This is a genomic window from Natronolimnobius sp. AArcel1 (genome assembly GCF_011043775.1).
Taxonomy (GTDB): domain Archaea; phylum Halobacteriota; class Halobacteria; order Halobacteriales; family Natrialbaceae; genus Natronolimnobius.
In genome coordinates this window covers 613,091-627,433 of sequence record NZ_JAAKXY010000003.1, presented here as the reverse complement: position 1 = coordinate 627,433, position 14,343 = coordinate 613,091, and the positions used below count along the sequence as shown (strand labels likewise).

Here is a 14,343-nt window from a genome sequence, read left to right as displayed (position 1 = left end):
TTTCATACGCGCTTGTGAACTGTCACCTACGATGGAATCGTCAGAACACGCGACTCGAGACAGTCGTTGGCGCGGCAGTTCGCTACTCGGCGTCGTCACCGCCAAGCAGACGTACACAAATCTAGTGTACCTGTTTCTGGCGATTCCGCTGGCGTTTGCGTACTCGGCAGTCTTCATGTTCGGACTCGTCTTTGGCACGTTTCTCATACTGTTCATCGTCGGAATTCCGATTGTCATCGCAACGATCCTCAGCAGCCGACTCCTTGCCGCGTTCGAGCGCGCGCTCGCGAACGCCTTGCTCGCTGTCGACCTCGAGGCACCAAATGACGTCCAACGAGGGGACGGCGATGGGTTCGTCTCGAGTCTTCGGCGCTATCTTGTCGCGGGGTCGACCTGGCGCGGACTCGGATTTTTGTTTCTCAAAATCGGCCTGGGATTCGTGTCGTTTATCGGCCTGTTCCTGTTCGCGACGGCCCTGTCGCTGGTGCAGTCGCCAGTGCACTACCCTACCGAGACGGAATTCGTGACGGTCAACGACCAGCCGATTACGTGGGCCATCGATACTGTTCCAGAACTCGGGCTTGCCGTTGTCCTCGGTGTTGTCTTGCTGCTCGTCTGTTTCCACCTGGTGAACGCACTCGCCGCGTTGACCGGGCGAATTGCCCTGTCCCTGCTCGACGGTCCAACCGAACCTGTTCCCTCTCCAGGCACTGAATCGTTACCCACTGCTGGGAGCGACGATGGCGACGGCGGCGACAACGCTGACTCGAGTGAGACACCACGTTCTGACAGCGCCGAGCACGATGGAGACTCCTGACCGTTGAGTCGCAAGAGAAAAACCCACGGTCGAGGGCCCCAATAGCCCACGCATGGAGTACGAGACGCCACTTTTCTTTCGGGTTATGCAGTACGCCTCACGGGCAGAGCGTGACGTGATCGACATGGTCAGCGGAAATCCCGACTGGGAGCCACCCGACGCACTTCGCGAGGGATTACACGAGTACGCCGACCTCGAGTCGGCAGCGTTTCAGTACCCGCCAAGCGAGGGACTTCGCGAGTTACGCGAGGAAATCGCTGCCCGCCGTGGCGTCGATGTGGAACAGGTCGTCGTCACCAACGGCGCGGGCGAGGCGAACTACCTTGCGATGGCTCGCGCGCTCGAGCGCAACCGCGGCGACGAGGTTATTCTGACTGACCCGGTCTATCCCTACTATCCGGGCAAGACGACGATGCTCGGCGGGACACAGTGTTTCGTCGCAACGGACGATGCGGGTCAGATCGATCCGGACGCCGTTCGCGAGGCCGCGAGCGAGCAGACAGGCGCAATCGTCGTCAACACGCCGAACAACCCGACCGGTGCGGTGTATCCCGAAGACACGATGCGGGAACTCGTCGCCATCGCCGAAGCATACGACGCGATTCTCGTTAGTGACGAGGTCTACGACCACTACGACCTCTCGGGACAGTTTGCGAGCGCGCTTGCAATCGACTCCGACAATCGCATCGTGACGAACGCCTTCTCGAAATCACTCTCGATCACCGGCTTTCGCGTTGGCTACGCCGTCTTCCCACCGGAACTGGTCGAGGCCGCAAAGAGCCGACACATGCTGGTCAACGTCGCCGGGAGCCGACCCGCCCAGTACGCCGTCTTCCAGGCGCTCCAAGAGACCGATCCCGCCTACTACGAGGCAAACCGCGAACTCCTGGGCGAGCGCGTCGACACCTTTACTGACGCACTCGAGGACGCGGGCGCGGAGTACACCCGCCCAGACGGCGCGTTCTACGTCATGGCGCGGTTCGAGGGCTATCCGGGCACGCTCGAGAACGTCTTTCAACTGGTCGACGAGGCGGGCGTCGCGGGGATGCCCGGCGAGGCGTTCGGCGACTCGCGGGCGGACTGGCTGCGCTTTGCGCTCGTCACGCCGCGCGTTGAGGACGCAGCGGATCGATTGGCGCAGTATTTCGGGTGACGGACGAGCAGCCAGCGAGAGACCGACGAATACTCGTGTCCGCTCGGAAAAGAGCGTGCTATGAGCGGACTCGATGTCGAACCGGTCGACGAAGACGAGCAGGAGCACGGACGGGCGACAGGCGACGGCGGCGATAACACAATCGAGGTCACGCCAACGGACTCCGTTTCGGAGCCGGATCACGACCGTGAGACCATCGACGTCGAGCCCTCCGACGGACCGATCGACGGCCCCGAGTACGTCCTCTACGGCGGAAAAGGCGGCGTCGGCAAGACGACGATGGCGGCCGCGACAGCACTCGATAGCGCCCGCGCAGGGACGAGCACGCTTGTCGTCTCGACGGATCCCGCCCACTCGCTGTCCGACACGTTCGAAACGGCGATTCCTGCCGAACCCGGCCGAATCCGCGAGGACGTCCCCCTCTACGCAGCCGAGATCGACCCCGAAGCCGCCATGGAGCGCGGCCAGGCATTCCTTGGTGGGTCGGCTGGTGGCGATGGTCCGGACGCCGGTCCGGACGCCGACGCTGCGGGCGGATTCGGAATGGGACCTGACGGGGCCAGTGAGGGGCCACTGGGCGACCTCGGCGGTCTCGGTGAGATGCTCGGCGGCGACTCCCCGATGGACGCCATCTTCGGCGGCTCGATGCCCGGCGCGGACGAAGCCGCCGCGATGCAACTCCTTCTCGAGTACATGGACGACCCACGCTTTGAGCGCGTCATCGTCGACACCGCACCAACGGGTCATACCCTGCGACTGCTCGAGTTGCCGGAACTGATGGACTCGATGATGGGGAAGATCATCACATTCCGCAAGCGGATCAGCGGCATGTTCGAAGGCATGAAAGGCATGTTCGGCGGGCAGGAACCGCCGGAGCCGGACGACCTCGAGGATTTGGACGAACTACAAGAGCGCATCGAGCGCTTGCGAGCGGCGCTTCGTGATCCCGCGCGGACGGACTTTCGGATCGTCATGGTGCCCGAGGAAATGAGCGTCTTCGAGTCAAAGCGCCTGCGAGCGCAGCTTGACGAGTTCGGTATTCCAGTCGGGACGCTCGTCGTCAACCGCGTCATGGAACCACTCTCGGACGTGACTGGCGACGTCCAGGGATCAGAGCAGTTCCTCGAGCCGAACTTAGACGACTGTGAGTTCTGTCAACGGCGCTGGGATGTCCAACAGAGTGCGCTCGCGGAGGCACAAGAGCTGTTCCGCGGAACGGACGTCCAACGCGTGCCGCTGTTTGCCGACGAAGTTCGTGGCGAGGAGATGCTCGCGGTCGTCGCGGCCTGCCTCCGATAACTCGACTGACCGGATTAGTTGACGTCCACCGGGACGGTCATTACCGGCCGGTCGCTATCGAGAATCACTGCTTGTACGACGCTGCCGAACAACACCTTCCCGACTGGAGAGCGACTGCCAACGCCGAGAACGATCGCGTTCGCGTCGAGTTCGTCTGCGAGTTCGAGAATCGCCTCGGCCGGACCCCCGCTTCGTTCGTGGACTGCGTACTCGAGGTCGCTCGACTCGAGGCGCTCAACTGCGACTTCGACCGACGATGGGATTCGGTCGGCGTTGCGGACGTGCTCGGCCATCTCTTCGGCATAGGTTTCGGCGAAGCTGCCGCCAGCAGCCCACTCCGCGTTCGACGTCGATACCTCGTCGTGGACGTGAACGACATCGACGGCGAGGTCGTCCGAAGCGGCCGGCATCTCGAGGACTGCGTCGGCCTGTGTGCGTGCTCGTGACTCGCTTCTATCGACCGGCAGTAAGATGCGGTACATACACTTCGATTAGGTGCCGACACATAAAGCAATTCTCTGTATTCTGCGGATAACGGGCTGACATAGCCCCTTACTCCTGCATTGCCGGCTCATCTACGGGCGGCTCGAGGCGGATCGCGTAGACTAAGAGCGCAGCAGCGACGAGGGTTCCGGCAGCGAGTAGCCACCACGAGCTCTGGTAACCGACGGTGTCTGCGAGGTAGCCAAAGGCAGGCGGGGCGACGACTGAACCAACGACGAGCGCGAGTTGGCCGGCGGCGGTCGCGCCGCCCATCTCGTCGGCGGTGACGAGCGTCGCCATGTAGGAGTAGTAGACGCCGGTGTTTCCGAGGACAAAAAAACCGAGCGCCGAGAAGGCGACGACGGCACTCCACGGACTGTCGGTCGTCGCGACGACGACGAACATCCCAGCGCCGACGACGGCTTGGACGATCAGAATAGCGCCAATTCGGGTGTCCGGTTCGCCGGGGAGGGTGTCGCTCAGCCATCCGGTGATGATCCGGCCGAAGCTACCGAACAGTTGGACGAGCGCGAGGACGACGCCGGCAAAGACGACCGAGGTACCGATCTCTTCTTCGACATAGAGAACGGTGTAGCCGGTCGTGGTGAACAGCGCTGCGCCGAGGAAAAAGCCCGCGACGACGAGCACGCGGTATGGGCGGTTGTGTGCGAGCGTTCCGAAGTCGGGATACTCTGCGGTTCCACCGTCGCTGTAGCCGCTGTAGAAGAATGCGAAGATAACGGCGACGACGATGCCGACACCGGCAGCGATCAGGAAGCCCGCTTGCCAGAAGAGGATTCCTGCGAGACCGGTTACGAGCAACGAACTGATGCCGCTGCCGGCGGTGACACCGACCTGTTTGATCCCCATCGCGAAATTCTGACGCCCCGCGGCAATGTTGTCGTAGATCGCCTTGTTCGTCCCCGGAATCGCCGTCGCGTACATCGATCCGAGGAAGAAGGCCGCCGCAAGCAAGAGCGCATAGGTCGGCGCACCTGCGACCATCGCGGCACCGGCCGAGAGTCCAACCAAGCCAATGATGAGCGTGCGTCCCTCCCCAAAGCGGTCAATCAGCGCGCCGATAGGCAACAGCCAGACCGCATAGCCAAGCGTCAGCGCCGTCACGACAAAGCCCACCGAAAACCGCGAGAGGCCGAACTCGTCGCGGAAAAACGGCGTCGCCGCAAACACCGTGTAGTAACAGATGCTCGCCGAGACTTGCCACAGCGTGACGAGCGAAACTGTCCGCCAGTAGGACTGATCCATCGACTACCGCGAGGTTCCTCGAGCGAGCGCTTTACAGTCCCGAAGGCGGAGACACGTTCCGGGACGCAGGGGCTCATTCAGTTTGGATTGGTCCGCCGTCTGTGGCGTCGGCTCACTCCTCGTCCCACTCGCCGCCGACACGGTCGACACCCATCATCGACTCGCCGGGGTGGTCGGTGAACACGACCTTCATGTTCTCGTCGGGAACATCGAACGTCTCGCCGAGATACGCGAACGTCTCGAGAGCGAACGCGCGCTTTCGGTCGACCGACCGGCCGCGTCGAATCTCGGCGTCGAGAAAGACGAGTGGCCCGTCGACAGCGCGCCCGAGATAGAGGTCGCTCGGCTCACGCTCGCGAATCGTCACTGCGACATGGCCCGCGGTCGTCGCCATCTCGGTCGTGTAGGAGTCGGTTACCCGGTCTGCGAGCGACGCTTTTTCTTCGGCCGACAGGGATAGCGTCGTATCGAACTGTAATAGTGGCATACCTCGAGGTAGGCCGTGATGAGTGTAAACACATCCGCTCTCGAGCGACCGTCATACATGAAACTAATCTAATGTTTATCGCCGATGAGGCTGGCTCGATAGATATGTAGCGTTCCCTTTCGAAAGGCCACTATCGGTACTGTTTATACACTTTGGCAGGAATGAACGGAATAATGGTGGATATCTCCCGGGAAACAGGTCAAACGTTTATTCAAAAGATCTGGAACTATCTGTGGCGACTCAACGCTCAGACGAAAGCGTACCTCCGCCTTGACGGGCCGGCTATCGTCCGAGACATGGACGGCGTGACCGACGAGGAAAAACAACTCGCCGAGAAGGCGTTCGCGGATGGTGGCCGAAACTCGGGAGACGGCAACGGGTCGGATCCAGACGGCGGCAACAACGGTGACCGGGGCGACGATGGAAATCCGTTCGACGTCGGTGGCGGGACATACGGACTTCGACAGAAAATCGGCTTCGTGCTCGGGCCGCTGCTGTTCGCACTGATCTACCTTTCGCCGACGCCGGAGGGACTCACGCCGGAAGGTCAGGCAGTCGCCGCAGTCACCGCCTGGGTGGCCGTCTGGTGGATGTCCGAGGCGATTCCGATCCCTGCAACGTCGCTACTGCCGATTCCGTTGTTTCCACTGACCGGGGCGTTGCCAGCCGAAGACACCACACCGTCGTACGCCGATCCACTGATCTTTCTCTTTATGGGTGGTTTCTTCCTTGCGATGGCGATGCAGCGGTGGGGGCTGCACCGACGGATCGCCCTGCGAACCATCAAAGCTGTCGGCACGGAACCCTCGAGGCTTATTCTCGGGTTCATGATCGCGACGGCGTTTCTCTCGATGTGGGTCTCGAACAGCGCGACTGTGATGATGATGGTGCCGATCGCGCTGGCGGTCATCTACCAGACCGCTGACCTGATCGATGAGACTGGACTCGACATCGACACCAGTCAGGGTAACTTCTCGTTCGGCGTAGCGCTGATGCTGTGTATCGCCTACGGTGCCTCCGTGGGCGGCGTCGCAACGCTGATCGGGACGCCACCAAACATCCTCTTTGCGGGCCAGGCCAACGAGTTGTTCGGCGAGTCAATCTCCTTCGCCCAGTGGATGCTCTATGGGGTCCCGATCTCACTCGTCGGTCTGGCGACAGTGTACCTGTACGTCACGCGTATCGCGATGTCACCGCAGTTCGACGAGTTACCGATCGGTGCCGACACGATCGATCGACAACTCTCCGACCTTGGCGTGATGGGCAAGCAAGAGAAACTGGTCCTTGTCGTCTTTGTCGGCATGGCCGTCGCCTGGATCGGGGCCAGCCTGATCGGCCAGTTCGATTCTTCCCCAGCGATCGTTCCTGGCGCGATCGCTCTGGTTCTCGATCCAGTTTTCGGGGTCCCTGTCCCCGAAGACGCCGACACTGTCGTCGCGATCGGCGGCGCGATGATCCTCTTTACGCTGCCGACGACGACCGAGGACGGCGATCACACGTTCTTACTGGACTGGGAGAACGCCGTCGACATCCCGTGGGGTGTCATCCTCTTGTTCGGTGGCGGGCTCGCCATCGCCTCCGGCTTCGGCGATACCGGTCTCGCAGCGTGGATCGGCGAGCAACTACAGGCGCTTGCTGGCGTCCCCATGGTTCTCATCCTTCTGTCGGTGGTCGTCATGACGATCTTCCTGACCGAAGTTACGTCGAACACGGCGACGACGGCAATGTTGATGCCAATCCTCGCCGGCGTTGCAGTGGGCATCGGCGTCCACCCCTTCGGACTGATGATCGCGGCTGCGACCGCAGCCTCGTTCGCGTTCATGCTCCCGGTCGCAACGCCGCCGAACGCAATTGTCTTCGGCAGCGGCTACATTACGCTCCCGCAGATGGCCAAAGTCGGGGTTGGGCTCAACATAATCGGGATACTTTTGATTACCGCCGTTGCGCTCGTGTGGCTGCCGATCGCTTGGGGGATTGACGTCGGAACACTCCCAACCGAGTTCGTCGAGGCCTGGGATTCATAGAGCGCGTCAGGTAACTTCCAAGGCACTCTTCGGATTGTCATCGACAACACGGATCCGTTCGATTTTCGTCGATCATTGCCGGTCAAAGAGTGGTTCGTCTTCGGAACGGCGGCTCTGGTGGTCGTCCGCCCCGTCGACATCGGCAGGTGGCTCACCCAGAACTTCGCTCGAGGCACACTGGAGACAGTAGTGATTGTACCCCTCAGAGTGCGTGTAGACGGGCACGCCGGCAATAGCGGATTCCTCGCGATACCGGCGGATGAGCCCCGTCTCAATTGTTCCCTGACAGGAGATGCACGTCTCGTCGCACTCTTCTTCAGGTCCGATAGTACGCTGGTCGACACTGCGGACACGCCCGAACTGCGTGGGCTCGTGACGACGCTCGAGTCGGCGACGAAATCGCGGGTTAACGAAAATACCGAACGCGATGAGCATAAATGCGGATCCGAACATGACCATTGCACCGAGCAGTGAGGAGTCGGCCAATCCCGCGTCGACGAGATTCAAACTGGCGGTCACCGTCATCACCACGCCGATTGCGATTAGCAGCCACCCACAGATCGCATACAGCCATTCAGAAACGGTATCGGCGAGCGAGACGACACTGGAGGGCGGGGATGAGTCGGCGGACATGAATTGTCTCTCCGCCTGACTCGAGAAAAAGGTTCTGTCGCTGTCTGGGTCCCGAATCAAGGGCACACACCGTGGCGTTCAGGTCAGTTTCCGGAGTAATCCGTAGCCAGCATCACGCAGCCGATCCGGCAGGTAGCGGGCGTAGACGCCGTACTGCGCCAGCGGGCCAACTGGATATCGCGCGGGTGGCTCGGAGGTCGTCGCGGACTCGAGAATCGCGCGAGCGACGTCTTCGGGGTCGGAGGCGAATGGACCGCCACCGCCGATCAGTTGCATATCGTCGTAGAGTTCGTACAGCGCCTCGTAGGCTGGTGTACGCTGGTCTTCGGGTAGTTCCTCGTCGACACGATTCGTAAACTCCGTCTCGACTGGGCCGGGTTCGACGATGACGACTTCGATACCGAACTCCTCAGCTTCCGCTCGGAGCGCGTCGCTCATCGCCTCGAGAGCGTGTTTCGAGCCGGCATACGCACCGGAGCCGGGAATCGAAATCCGGCCGATGACGCTCGAGACGTTGATGATTCGGCCTTCTCCCTGGGCGCGCATGTGGGGCAATGCGGCACGGGTGAGTCTGTGCGGGCCGTAGACGTTCACGTCGAACTGGCGGTGGAGATCCGCCGTAGACACGTCCTCGAGTGGCCCCATCTGGGCGTAGCCAGCGTTGTTGACGAGACAGTCGATTGCACCGCCGATCTCGACGGTTTCTTCGACTGCGCGAGCGACCTGTTCGGGATCGGTCACGTCGAGTGCGAGCGTCGTACACCCTGCCTCCTCGAGGTCGGTAATATCGTCGGTGTTGCGAGCCGTCGCGACGACCTGCCAGTTCGACTGCAAGAACGCGAGGGCAGTCGCACGGCCAATACCCGAGGAACAGCCAGTGATCAGGACGCACTTCTTGCGCGTGTAGCGCTCGTTGGCTGTGTCAGTCGTCGTCTCACTGGTTGCTCCAGCGTCGGTTGCGCCAGTGTCAGTGTCTGTCGCAGTTGCTTCACCCGAGGTGTCACCCGTCCCAGCGCCTGCGTCGGCTGTAGCCGCCGGCTCGCTTTCGGTGGCCGGCTCAGCTGCTGGTTCGCCGGTTTCAGGATCGTCCGTCTCGAGGTTGGCGTCATCCTCTCTCTCGGGTGGTGTCGACTCGACTGGCTCTGGATCGGCGTCCTCGGCCGGTTCCGCCGACTCGTCGCCGGTTTCGTCCGTCCCCGCGTCGTCCTCAGCGGTGGTCATACGGTCCGGTACGTGAGTCGATACCTAAGTATCGACGGTTTGTCTCGCCAAGCGGACTGTCACGTTTGCTGTCTAATCCGGATTGGGTGGCCATGGCTCGAGTCAGGGTTTGGCCGCCGTCGCCTCGGAATCGGCGAGTCGAACGGGTTCCGGCAGTTTGTACGATCCGGCGAGTGCGAGCGCGATGTCGGCCGCCGTCTCCGCGCCGACCCGGTGGCCGGGACTGACGTACAGTGGGTTGATATGGCGATTCGGCGAGTCGTACTGGCGGGTCTGGACCGCGTAGCCGAGGACGGTCCCCGCGGGTGCGTCGACGGAGTCGTCCGCCTCAATCGGAATCTGTGTTCCCACCGAGCGATCCGCGGTTTCCTCGAGTGGCTCGCCACAGAGCAGACTCTTTGCGACCCCGATGGCCGGCACGTCCAGTACGACGCCCATATGCGTTGCAATTCCGGCCTGCCGAAAGTGAATGCGCCCACTCCCGTCGAACAGCAGGAGATCGGGGTCGACGGAGAGTTTCTCGAGCGCCGCCAGAATCGGCCGTCCCTCGCGAAAGGAGAGGAGGCCCGGAATGTAGGGACTCTCGAGTGGCGTAATCGCATGAACTCGCTCGAGCACGTCGCCGCCTTGCATGGCGACGACGGCACTGAGCGCGCGGTCTTGCTCGCCCTCGTCGTTCGTCAGAAAGGACTGATCGACGCCGGCGACAATCGGCTGGTCGCCGTCCGCATCTCCCGCAGCCGCAGCCAGCGGGTTCGAAAGCGTCGTTGGCTCAAAGGCAAGATCGTCTTCGAACACCGCGGCCGCCGCGATGTCGCGCTGGAGCGATTCCATCTCGGCTCTCGAGAGGGAGGCGTCGGGCTCGAGGTCGGGGCGAGAGCTGGTCATCGATGGAGACGTTGTGACCGGGAGAAAATCAGTTGTTGGGTTGCAAACGATATGCTCGAGCGGTTAGAAGCGACGACGGCCGGGACCGCCCGGGCCGCCTGGACCGCCGGGGCCTCCGCCACCGCCACCACCGAGTTGCAGCTGGCTTGGGGTTCGGATATTTTTGGTTCGCTTGATGTACTCACCGTAGGCAAGCCCGATGACCAGTCCGATGAGGTGGGCTGCGTGTGCGATATCTCCGCCACCGCCTGTCCCAACGAAGAAGATACTGATGAACGCGACACCGGCGGTGAGCGCCCACAGCGGCATCGGGATAATCATCATGAGGTAGACCCGAAGGTTCGGGTTGAGAACGGTGATAACGCCCATAATCGCGAGCGCAGCACCGCTGGCTCCAACGACGCCGCCGAAGGGGGTCTCTGCAAGGCCCTGTGTGATCTGAATTGCAACCTGTCCGAGACCAGCAAGCGCACCGCTGACGACGAACAGAATCGCAAACTTCTTCGAGCCGACGTAGCGCTCGACGAGCGGGCCGAAGAAGAATATCACGATGCTGTTGAAGACGATGTGGAAGATGTTAGGCGGCAGCGCGTGTGAAAACGTCGACGTGACCCACGTCCAGACGAACTCCGGATTCTGGGGCGTAAGCACGAACAGCGCGCGGTAAAGATTTGTGCCACCCAAGGTCGCTACGAGTATCTGAGCGACCCACGTAATCCAGATCAGCAGGAGAATTGTGTAGGTTGCATTGCCGCGGAAGTACGCCAGTGGGCCACCCGGTCCAGTGTCGATTGGAACGGCATCGAGGACCTTCTGTGACGTCGATTTTGACGCACTCGAGCCTGCCTGTACGCTGTCGTCGAACCCGCTATCGAAGACGCCTTTCGGGTCGTTCCAGTTCTCGAGGCCGGTGCAGTTGTGATTCTCCGGCAGCCGGTGGTCACCGCAGTACGTGCCGCCGCAGTGGCGGCAGTTGTACGGCATATTTTCGTTTTTTCCACACGCGTCGCACTTGGCCATTGCCCGGGGGTATGTGTGGCACCGCTAAGGGATTTGGGGTTCGTCGTGCCCGCTGCGAGAGCCACCGAGCGGTGACGAACGACTTACAGCGGTTCGTCGGTGACAGTTCCGTTGGAGTAGTGCGTCGGCTGGTCCTCGTAGAAAACACCACACCCAGTCTCCGGGCCGCTGGTTGAACTCCCGCACCCGCGGAGGTCACCGTCGACGTACCGTTCGGTCCGCAGTGCGTCTGCAGCATCAGGATACGGTGTGTCATACTCGACTCGGTAGATGATGCGGCCAGGACACTCATCGTCCTCGACCGACGTGTTGTGCGTCGCAACGTCGACGCGGTACGTAGCAACTGTCGCATCATCCGGAGACGGTCGCCGAATCTGGGCGGAGACCTCGGTCTGTGTCGAGGTTTCGTTGATTACCCCGACCCAGACGCCGCTACTGCTTGACATCGAATAGGGGTTCACGTCGTCGTAACACCCGGCCTCAAGGATTTCGACGGATTCGATCTCGGGATCTGCTGGTGTCTCATCCAAAATCGACAGGCCACCGGCAGCGACCGCGCCGATAGCGACGCCGATGAGGAGCGCGCCTGCGACGAACACCTTCAGATCAAACGCGTCATATCCGCGGCTTGGTCCGGTTCCCGCATGTACGCCAGTGACGGTGTCGTCTCTGCGGTCCCCGGGATCAGCCATTGGTTATTGTTTCTCGACGAACACTAAAGCAGTTCTGTCTTTCATCTCTCGACGACTGGTTTCTCGAGTCACGTCACGAGACGTCGAGTCCGCCAGTCGACCACGGACTGTACACTTTTGGCTCCGCGGCACCCATATCGAGATGTGCAAGCATACGAGCGCAAGCAGTTGCTCGAGCGCGTCGAGCGCGACGGTGCGACCGTCGGTGCGGACATCCCGGAGACCATCGAGGTCCAGGGCGAGGCAATCGACCTCCGGACGTTTGTCTTCGAGATCAAGCGCCGCGAGACGGTGCCGGCCGGCGAACGCGACCGCGTCGAGCAAGCAAAACAGAACCTGCGGCGTGAACGCAACGAGCGCCTCGAGTTAATCGAAGAGGGTGATATCTCCCGCGAGAAAGGCGAGGAACTCGCCGGGAGTATCATCGGCATCGACCGCGCGCTGAATGCCTTAGAGAGCCTCGGCCCGACGAACCTCGAGCGCGAACAGAAGGCACAGCAAGCCGCCGATACGAAACGCTGGATGTCGTTTCTCAAGAAGGCGCTGGGACAGGACGACGACGCGGCCACACGGAGGGGACGCTAGATGGCGACCAACGCCGAGATCGCCGGCCGATTCGAGGAGTTTGCGGACTTACTCGAGGCCGACGACGTCGAGTACAAACCGCGTGCGTATCGCCGCGCCGCAGAAAACATCCAAGCCCATCCCGTCCCGATTGCCGACCGGATCGGACGCGGCGACGAGGAGGTTCTCGAGGAGATCGACGGCGTTGGCAACGCCATCTCCTCGAAAATCGTCGAGTATGTCGACACGGGGACCATCGCGGAACTCGAGGAGCTTCGCGCCGAGTTGCCAATCGACATCGCTGATATCACGCGCATCGAAGGCGTCGGCCCGAAAACCGCGGGCAAACTGTACCGTGAACTCGGGATCGAAACGCTCGACGATCTCGAGGAAGCCGCTGAAGCGAGCGAGATTCAGGAGATCAAAGGCTTCGGTCCGAAGACCGAGGAAAACATCCGCGAGAACCTCGAATTCGCCCGTGAGGTCGGCCAACGCCACCTGCTTGGTGAGGGGCGTCCGCTCGCCGACGACGTGCTCGCGTTTCTGTCCGGACTCGAGTCAGTCGAACGCTGTGAGGTCGCGGGTTCGATCCGGCGCTGGCGGGAGACAATCGGCGACGTAGACGTCTTGGTTGGCACGAATGCTGGCGAGGACGTAATCGAGGCGTTCACAGCGTGGGATTCCGTCGACAGCGAGATCGAGTCCGGTCCGGAAAAGGCGAGCGTCCGCGTTGGCGAGATTCGAGTCGACCTGCGCGTCGTTGTCCCCGAGGAGTTCGGCTCCGCACTCCAGTACTTTACGGGCAGCAAGGATCACAACGTCACGCTTCGCAACTACGCGATTGACCGCGGGATGAAGCTGAACGAGTATGGTGCCTTCGACGTGAGAGATGTCGCCGATCACGAAGCAGGCCAACGCGTCGGTGATCGCGTCGCAGGCGAGACTGAGGAAGGCATGTACGAATCACTCGGCCTGCCGTGGATTCCGCCGGAACTGCGCGAGGACCGCGGCGAAATTGCGGCCGCTGAAGCCGACGCCCTCCCTGATCTCATCACGCGCGAGGACATCCGCGGCGACCTCCACACCCACACCGAGTGGTCCGACGGCAACACACCCATCAAGTCGATGGTCGAGGCCGCTGCTGACATGGGGTACGAGTTCTATGGCGTCGCCGACCACGCTGAAGGCCCCGGAATCGTCGGGGGGATGGGGCTCTCAGACACCGAAATTCTCGAGCAAGTCGAGCAGATCCGTGAGGTCGCCGCTGCAGCCGATATCGAGGTCTTAGCCGGGATTGAAGCCAACGTCGACGCTACGGGCGAAATCGGGCTCACTGAGGAGGTAATCGACGCACTCGACGTGATCGTCGCCTCGCCCCACAGCGCGCTCGATCAGGACGCCGAAACCGCAACCGAGCGGCTCGTCACCGCCGTCGAAAATCCTGCGGTCGACGTACTCGGCCACCCGAGCGGGCGCATGCTCAACGAGCGTTCGGGACTCGAGTTTGATGCCACCGCGCTCGGACGGGCAGCCGCGGAACACGACACCGCGCTCGAGATCAACGCGAATCCTCGCCGGCTGGATCTGTGGGGCAGCGCCGTTCAGGCGGCTCTCGAGGAGGGAGCGCCGATTTCGATCAACACGGATGCCCACCAGCCCTCGACGCTCGAGTACATGCGCTGGGGTGTCCATACCGCTCGGCGCGGCTGGGCCGAGCCTGCAGACGTGATCAACACCTGGGAACTCGAGGAGCTACGCGAGTTCTTGCACTGACGGCCGTTTCTCCGTCCTTTCCC

The 14,343-nt window shown here is 62.0% G+C and carries 14 protein-coding genes; 6 read left to right on the top strand and 8 right to left on the bottom strand.

What is annotated here, in order from left to right:
- The first annotated feature begins 31 nt into the window (after positions 1 to 31).
- The 3 genes from G6M89_RS11365 to G6M89_RS11355 are packed head-to-tail and all read left to right on the top strand — an operon-like array spanning position 32 to position 3,269.
- Complete coding sequence (locus G6M89_RS11365; protein WP_165161887.1) at positions 32 to 817, top strand: sensor domain-containing protein; 786 nt, start codon at positions 32 to 34, stop codon at positions 815 to 817.
- Between the two features lie 52 nt (positions 818 to 869).
- Positions 870 to 1,970, top strand: coding sequence for a pyridoxal phosphate-dependent aminotransferase (locus tag G6M89_RS11360; RefSeq protein ID WP_165161886.1), 1,101 nt, complete (start codon positions 870 to 872; stop codon positions 1,968 to 1,970).
- A 60-nt stretch (positions 1,971 to 2,030) separates the two neighbouring features.
- Positions 2,031 to 3,269 (top strand): TRC40/GET3/ArsA family transport-energizing ATPase, encoded by a 1,239-nt coding sequence (locus tag G6M89_RS11355; protein WP_165161885.1) that lies wholly within the window; start codon positions 2,031 to 2,033, stop codon positions 3,267 to 3,269.
- 14 nt (positions 3,270 to 3,283) lie between these two features.
- Here the strand turns inward: G6M89_RS11355 and G6M89_RS11350 are convergent, their stop codons facing one another.
- The 3 genes from G6M89_RS11350 to G6M89_RS11340 form a co-directional block, all read right to left on the bottom strand.
- Positions 3,284 to 3,751 carry a universal stress protein gene (locus tag G6M89_RS11350; RefSeq protein ID WP_165161884.1) on the bottom strand — a complete coding sequence of 156 codons (468 nt, stop codon included), beginning with the start codon at positions 3,749 to 3,751 and terminating at the stop codon, positions 3,284 to 3,286.
- 70 nt (positions 3,752 to 3,821) lie between these two features.
- Positions 3,822 to 5,018 (bottom strand): MFS transporter, encoded by a 1,197-nt coding sequence (locus G6M89_RS11345; protein ID WP_165161883.1) that lies wholly within the window; start codon positions 5,016 to 5,018, stop codon positions 3,822 to 3,824.
- A 112-nt stretch (positions 5,019 to 5,130) separates the two neighbouring features.
- Positions 5,131 to 5,505, bottom strand: coding sequence for a tautomerase family protein (locus tag G6M89_RS11340; RefSeq protein ID WP_165161882.1), 375 nt, complete (start codon positions 5,503 to 5,505; stop codon positions 5,131 to 5,133).
- A gap of 173 nt (positions 5,506 to 5,678) precedes the next feature.
- Between G6M89_RS11340 and G6M89_RS11335 the strand changes: the two genes are divergently transcribed.
- Positions 5,679 to 7,529: a DASS family sodium-coupled anion symporter gene (locus tag G6M89_RS11335; protein WP_165161881.1), complete on the top strand. Its 1,851-nt coding sequence runs from the start codon at positions 5,679 to 5,681 to the stop codon at positions 7,527 to 7,529.
- 72 nt (positions 7,530 to 7,601) lie between these two features.
- Here the strand turns inward: G6M89_RS11335 and G6M89_RS11330 are convergent, their stop codons facing one another.
- The 5 genes from G6M89_RS11330 to G6M89_RS11310 all read right to left on the bottom strand — a co-directional run bounded on the left by G6M89_RS11330 (position 7,602) and on the right by G6M89_RS11310 (position 11,983).
- Positions 7,602 to 8,162 (bottom strand): hypothetical protein, encoded by a 561-nt coding sequence (locus G6M89_RS11330; RefSeq protein WP_165161880.1) that lies wholly within the window; start codon positions 8,160 to 8,162, stop codon positions 7,602 to 7,604.
- Positions 8,163 to 8,240: 78 nt separating this feature from the next.
- Positions 8,241 to 9,383, bottom strand: coding sequence for an SDR family oxidoreductase (locus G6M89_RS11325; protein ID WP_241175294.1), 1,143 nt, complete (start codon positions 9,381 to 9,383; stop codon positions 8,241 to 8,243).
- 102 nt (positions 9,384 to 9,485) lie between these two features.
- Entirely contained in the window at positions 9,486 to 10,271 is a 786-nt protein-coding gene (locus G6M89_RS11320) for an endonuclease V (protein ID WP_165161879.1), read from the bottom strand.
- A gap of 63 nt (positions 10,272 to 10,334) precedes the next feature.
- Positions 10,335 to 11,291, bottom strand: a complete 957-nt coding sequence (locus tag G6M89_RS11315; RefSeq protein ID WP_165161878.1) for a rhomboid family intramembrane serine protease — start codon at positions 11,289 to 11,291, stop codon at positions 10,335 to 10,337.
- 83 nt (positions 11,292 to 11,374) lie between these two features.
- Entirely contained in the window at positions 11,375 to 11,983 is a 609-nt protein-coding gene (locus G6M89_RS11310) for a hypothetical protein (protein ID WP_165161877.1), read from the bottom strand.
- A 144-nt stretch (positions 11,984 to 12,127) separates the two neighbouring features.
- Between G6M89_RS11310 and G6M89_RS11305 the strand changes: the two genes are divergently transcribed.
- Both G6M89_RS11305 and polX read left to right on the top strand, forming a co-directional pair.
- Entirely contained in the window at positions 12,128 to 12,568 is a 441-nt protein-coding gene (locus G6M89_RS11305; RefSeq protein WP_165161876.1) for a DUF5788 family protein, read from the top strand.
- A complete protein-coding gene (gene polX / locus G6M89_RS11300) occupies positions 12,569 to 14,320 on the top strand; it encodes a DNA polymerase/3'-5' exonuclease PolX (RefSeq protein ID WP_165161875.1) in 1,752 nt (583 codons plus the stop codon).
- The last annotated feature ends 23 nt before the right edge of the window (positions 14,321 to 14,343 follow it).

Coding starts and splice junctions, on each gene's coding strand:
- G6M89_RS11365 (WP_165161887.1), top strand. CDS start 32: ATGGAATCGTCAGAACACGCGACTCGAGACAGTCGTTGGCGCGGCAGT.
- G6M89_RS11360 (WP_165161886.1), top strand. CDS start 870: ATGGAGTACGAGACGCCACTTTTCTTTCGGGTTATGCAGTACGCCTCA.
- G6M89_RS11355 (WP_165161885.1), top strand. CDS start 2,031: ATGAGCGGACTCGATGTCGAACCGGTCGACGAAGACGAGCAGGAGCAC.
- G6M89_RS11350 (WP_165161884.1), bottom strand. CDS start 3,751: ATGTACCGCATCTTACTGCCGGTCGATAGAAGCGAGTCACGAGCACGC.
- G6M89_RS11345 (WP_165161883.1), bottom strand. CDS start 5,018: ATGGATCAGTCCTACTGGCGGACAGTTTCGCTCGTCACGCTGTGGCAA.
- G6M89_RS11340 (WP_165161882.1), bottom strand. CDS start 5,505: ATGCCACTATTACAGTTCGATACGACGCTATCCCTGTCGGCCGAAGAA.
- G6M89_RS11335 (WP_165161881.1), top strand. CDS start 5,679: ATGGTGGATATCTCCCGGGAAACAGGTCAAACGTTTATTCAAAAGATC.
- G6M89_RS11330 (WP_165161880.1), bottom strand. CDS start 8,162: ATGTCCGCCGACTCATCCCCGCCCTCCAGTGTCGTCTCGCTCGCCGAT.
- G6M89_RS11325 (WP_241175294.1), bottom strand. CDS start 9,383: ATGACCACCGCTGAGGACGACGCGGGGACGGACGAAACCGGCGACGAG.
- G6M89_RS11320 (WP_165161879.1), bottom strand. CDS start 10,271: ATGACCAGCTCTCGCCCCGACCTCGAGCCCGACGCCTCCCTCTCGAGA.
- G6M89_RS11315 (WP_165161878.1), bottom strand. CDS start 11,291: ATGGCCAAGTGCGACGCGTGTGGAAAAAACGAAAATATGCCGTACAAC.
- G6M89_RS11310 (WP_165161877.1), bottom strand. CDS start 11,983: ATGGCTGATCCCGGGGACCGCAGAGACGACACCGTCACTGGCGTACAT.
- polX (WP_165161875.1), top strand. CDS start 12,569: ATGGCGACCAACGCCGAGATCGCCGGCCGATTCGAGGAGTTTGCGGAC.